General features: G+C 62.0%; 6 protein-coding genes. All 6 read right to left on the reverse strand.

The genetic code is table 11. The annotated features are described in order from the left end of the window. Positions 1 to 24 precede the first annotated feature (24 nt). Positions 25 to 450, reverse strand: a complete 426-nt coding sequence (locus tag ACXWUF_RS18600) for an ATP-binding protein (protein ID WP_458496089.1) — start codon at positions 448 to 450, stop codon at positions 25 to 27. A 14-nt stretch (positions 451 to 464) separates the two neighbouring features. After that, the gene (locus ACXWUF_RS18605; protein ID WP_458496090.1) at positions 465 to 800 is read right to left on the reverse strand and encodes an STAS domain-containing protein; all 336 of its coding nucleotides are present in this window, start codon (positions 798 to 800) and stop codon (positions 465 to 467) included. A gap of 192 nt (positions 801 to 992) precedes the next feature. Beyond that, on the reverse strand, positions 993 to 1,394 hold the full coding sequence (locus tag ACXWUF_RS18610) for a PIN domain-containing protein (RefSeq protein ID WP_458496091.1): 402 nt from the start codon (positions 1,392 to 1,394) through the stop codon (positions 993 to 995). Further along, the gene (locus ACXWUF_RS18615; RefSeq protein WP_458496092.1) at positions 1,378 to 1,689 is read right to left on the reverse strand and encodes a type II toxin-antitoxin system Phd/YefM family antitoxin; all 312 of its coding nucleotides are present in this window, start codon (positions 1,687 to 1,689) and stop codon (positions 1,378 to 1,380) included. The genes ACXWUF_RS18610 and ACXWUF_RS18615 overlap by 17 nt, the downstream gene beginning before the upstream one ends. A gap of 64 nt (positions 1,690 to 1,753) precedes the next feature. Beyond that, positions 1,754 to 3,163, reverse strand: a complete 1,410-nt coding sequence (ntrC, locus tag ACXWUF_RS18620; protein WP_458496093.1) for a nitrogen regulation protein NR(I) — start codon at positions 3,161 to 3,163, stop codon at positions 1,754 to 1,756. Beyond that, positions 3,156 to 4,229: a nitrogen regulation protein NR(II) gene (gene glnL / locus ACXWUF_RS18625; protein ID WP_458496094.1), complete on the reverse strand. Its 1,074-nt coding sequence runs from the start codon at positions 4,227 to 4,229 to the stop codon at positions 3,156 to 3,158. The genes ntrC and glnL overlap by 8 nt, the downstream gene beginning before the upstream one ends. Positions 4,230 to 4,942 lie beyond the last annotated feature (713 nt).

The following is a 4,942-nucleotide window of genomic DNA, read 5'->3' on the forward strand; positions in this document are numbered from 1 at the left end:
CCCCCCCCCCCCGCCACTGCCGATCTAAGCCAACTCCTTGTGCATCTCCAGCACATTGCCGCCCTCGGTTTTGCGGTAGTCCACGCCGTCCATGAGGGTGCGAATCAGGAAGATGCCCCGGCCCCGCTCGTTTAGCAGGTCGAAGTCCGGCGATGGCACGGCTTCCAGGTCGAAGCCCCGGCCTTGATCGTAGACGTGAATGTTGAGGCGCTTGTCCTTGATCTGGATGCACACCCTCACGGTGTGCTTGTCGTCCGCTGGCGCGTGCTCGATGGCGTTGACCATCGCTTCGGTCAAGACCAGATTGAGGTGATAGGCGAGGTCTTCGCGGTCGCCGGTGTAGTCTTCCAGCGTTCGGGCCACTTCCTCGGCGATGTTGCCGATCAGGCTCAAGTATCGGGTTTCGTTGGGAACCACGATCTCCAGATGGATGACGCTCTCGGCGCACATGGCCGCTCTCCGGGTTACGCCTTGCTCAAGGCTTCCTCGACGCTTGGGAATATCTCGAACACCCGGTGCAGGCGGGTCAGCTCAAACATCGACTGGACCCGGGGCTGTAGGCTGGCGAGGACGAAGGTGCCCGACCGGAGGGTGGCGTTCTTGTAGCCCGACAGCAGGGCACCCAGCCCCGAGCTGTCGATGAACCGCACGTCCGACAAATCCACCACCAGCCGGGTGTCGCCGCCTTCCAGTTGCTTGAGGATGCGGTCCCGGAGGTCGCCGGAGTTATGCGCGTCCAGCCGTTCTTCCTTGAGCCTTAATATGGTTTTTCCGTCTTGATTGTCCGTGACTACTTGCATGATCGACTCCCCATGAAGTGGATATCGGCCGCCCAACGCGGCGCCTAGATTCAATCATAGCGCTTTCGGCGGCGGATAAGAATTTAGCTTGATGGCCTTCGGCCCGACGACGGTGGCCAGTCGGGCACGAATTCATGTGCTTAGACGCGGGGGATGGGGAAGAAATTCAGTGAATGCCCCGTCACGATAAATTCATGGCGGAGCGGCGAAGGGATTCAAGAGACCGATTTCACAGCCTTCAAAATCGCGGACATTGCGCGTCACCAACGTGAGGCCATGAATCTTGGCGGTGGCGGCGATGAGCATGTCGGCCTGCGAGCGGGCAATGCCACGTTTGGAAAACCCTCCCCGAAGTTCACCGGCCTGCTGGGCGATGGCTTCCGTCACTGGAAATATTTCGTGCCGACCCAAATAGCCTTTCAGCCAGACGTGCAGCCGGACGCTGGGACGCCGGGCAATACCGAACCAGATTTCCTCTAGGCTGACCACGGAGATGCCATGCCGCTCGACGCTCCCGGCCCACCGCACCACATCAGGATTGGGCGCTGGACGGGCAAGCTCGCTAATGATGTTGGTGTCAACGAGGTAAAGCACCGTATTCCCCCTCCAACGCCTCGACGAAAGTGTTGGGCCGATCAATGCGGGCGGGAATTTCAAGCCCGTCCTCGAATCCCTCCGCCAGCAAGAGTTGGCGAAGCTCATCGAAATCTTCCGCCAGGGTGGGTGGCTTCGCTTGGGTCTTCCGCCAAGCGTCGAACGCCGCGTAATCCTCGGCGCTGATGAGCGCGGCGACGGGCTGGTTACGGTTATAGATCAGTTGCGGTTCGGCGGCGGCTTGTTTGACGACTTCCGAAAAGCGCTGTTTGGCCTGAGCGATGTTCCAGTGCATGGCAGACTCCTTCATGGACATGAGGGGTCGCCATCATAGACATTTTCAGCGTCTCAAAGGCTCCTCACACATCCAAGCTCAACTCGGCGATCTTCCGCGTCAAGGTATTCCGGCCATAGCCCAAGAGCTTGGCCGCTTCCTGCCGACGACCCCGCGTCACCTGCAAGGCCGTGGTGATCAGGATGCCCTCGGCGGATTCAATGGCTTCCTTCGCCACATTGTGGTCGCCCCGCTTGACGCGCTGCTCGACCCATTGCCGGAAGCTCTCCTCCCAGCCGTCGGCCACCGGCGAGGCTTCGGTCTTAACGTGCAGCAACTCCGGCGGCAGATCGTCCAGATGGACATCCTTGCCGGCCGCCATGACCGTGATCCAGCGGCAGGTGTTCTCCAACTGGCGGACATTGCCGGGCCAGTCCAAGCGGCACAGATAAGCCTCCACATCGGGCAGCAGGCTTTTGGTTTCCACCTTCAATTCAAGGCTGGCTTCTTTTAAGAAATGCCGCAGCAACAGCGGAATATCCTGACGCCGGTCGCGGAGCGGCGGTAAATGAATGCGGATGACGTTGAGGCGGTGATACAAGTCCTCGCGGAACCGGCCTTCCGACACCAGATGGTCGAGGTTCTGATGGGTGGCGGCGATGATCCGCACATCCACCTTCACCGGCGTGTGGGCGCCCACCGGGAAGAACTCGCCATCGGCCAGCACGCGCAGCAAGCGGGTTTGCAAATCGGCGGGCATGTCGCCGATTTCGTCCAGGAACAAGGTGCCGCCGTCGGCCTGCTCGAAACGTCCCGCCCGCCGCGCCTGGGCGCCCGTGAAGGCGCCGCGCTCGTGGCCGAATAGCTCGGATTCCAGCAAGTCACGGGGAATCGCCGCCATGTTGAGGGCGATGAAGGGCTTGTCGGCGCGGGGGCTGTGGCGGTGCAGGGCGCGGGCCACCAGTTCCTTGCCGGTGCCGGACTCGCCGTTGATGAGGACGGTGATGTGGGAACGGGCCAGCCGGGCGATGGCGCGGAACACCTCCTGCATGGACGGCGCTTCGCCGATGATCTCCGGGGTCTTCTCCGGCGCGGCGGGCACCGCCTTCTCCTGGCGTTGGCGCTGCGTCTGGGCGCAGGCGCGGCGCACCAAGTCCACGGCGTCGTCCACGTCGAAGGGCTTGGGCAGGTATTCGAACGCCCCGCCGTGGAAGGCCGACACGGCACTTTCCAAGTCCGAATGGGCGGTCATGATGATGACCGGCAATTGCGGGCACTTCTCCTGCAACTGGCGGAGGAGTTCCAGGCCATCCATGCCGGGCATCCGAATGTCGGTCAGGATGGCGTCGGGCTTGCCCACGTCCAGCGCGTCCAGCAACCCGCCCGCGCTGGGGAAACTGCGGGCCTGGATGGCGGCCTTTTGCAGCGCCTTCTCCAACACCCAGCGAATCGAGCGGTCGTCGTCCACCACCCAGACTTGGGCCGCGTTACTCATGGTCCTTCTCCAAAGGCAAGAAAATTGAAAAAACGGTATTGCCCGGCTCGCTGCTGCATTCCACCAGTCCGCCGTGTTGATTGATGAGGGATTGGGCGATGGACAGGCCCAGCCCGGTGCCATCGGCGCGGCCCGTCACCATCGGGTAAAAAATCTGGCCCATGAGTTCGGGCTTGATGCCGGGACCGTCGTCGATGATGTCCAGCTTGATCGCGAGGCGGCTGCGCCGATGGCCGATGGTCACTTGGCGATGAATGCGGGTGCGGATGACGATCCGGCCCTTCTGCCCCACCGCCTGGGCGGCGTTGCGGACAATGTTCAGGATGGCTTGGATAAGCTGGTCGCCGTCGCCGAGGACCATGGGAATGCTGGGGTCGTAGTCGCGCTCGATGACCACGCCGGACGGCGCCTCCACCTGCACCAACTGGCGGACCCGCTCCAACACGCGGTGGATGTTGAGGCGGCTTTTGCGCGGCGGCTTGTTGGGCGCCAGCATCCGGTCCACCAGCGATTGCAGCCGGTCGGACTCCTCCATGATGATCTTGGTGTACTCCCGCTGCTCCTCGTCACCCAACTCCCGGTCCAGCAATTGCGCCGCGCCCCTGAGGCCACCGAGCGGGTTCTTGATCTCGTGGGCCAGCCCCCGCAGCAGCATCCGGGCGGCGTTCTGCTGCGCCATGAGCTGTTCCTCCATGGAGATGCGCAAATGCCGGTCCACCTGCTCAAGCTGCACCAGCACCGCCACGGGCCGATCCTGTTCCAGCATGGGCGCGATGGTCAGGTTCACGGTGATGGGTTGGGATGGCGCACCCAGCGCCAGGTTGCGCTTGGTCAGCGATTCGCCATCCCGTAGAGCGCGCTTGAGATCGTCTTCGATGGTCTTGTCGTAGAGCAGGAAGATTTCCTTCGCCCTCATGCCGAGCACTTGCCGGGCGCTGACGGCGAAGAGCATTTCCCCCGCCATGTTCACGTAAACCAAGCGGCAAGCCGGGTCGAACAACAGGACGGCATCGGTGAGATGGTCCAGTATCCGTGGATAAAGCGTCGCGGTGTCGTCGAAGTTCATGGTGCGATGCAAGCAATTTGGGGGCCAAGGGGATGATCAGGCAGCCCTGTGAGCGCTGGATTGCGGGCGCTTAGGCTTTGGCGGGATTGAGCCGAAATATGCCACCCAGCGGCTTATGCACCATTATGACTCAATCCACGAAACAAAATGTCTGCGGGGAGGAAGGTCAGACTCGAGGCGGATTCGGCTCAGGGACCACATTCAGTACGAACCGGCATTTAACCAAGAAAAATGGGGGGCAACGGGGCGTATGGGCGGGAAATGGGGCGGCTGGTCCGAAAACCGCCTGATTGCGCCAGCGTGGTGCAAGCAAGCCTCGCGATTCACCGCCATGGATAGGCATGAGGGTCGGCGGCAACGCCTTCCGCCGGGCTGTGGCAAGCGCCACGCACCATGATGACGCGGCATAGCGGAACACTGTATGGCTTGCCGCCTTTAACATGCGCCACTTCGATCACACGAAGCGGGTGCAGGTCGGGCTTTAGCCCGATAACGATAAAAGCGGGACGGCAGGATCGGGCCAAAGCGCAACCCACAATCCCTGTCGCCCGTAGATGGGCATTGAAAGCACTCTAGTACCGCCATCTCGAAATGGATTGGATAATTGATGCTTTTGTAGATGGCCCGGCCGACTCCCCCGATCGTTCTTTCCCGCGCCCAAAGCGCCCTCCTGCACACCCTTGTAAGCAGCCGCGAAGCCCCGCATGGCCTGG

This window comes from Methylomagnum sp., from assembly GCF_054333355.1.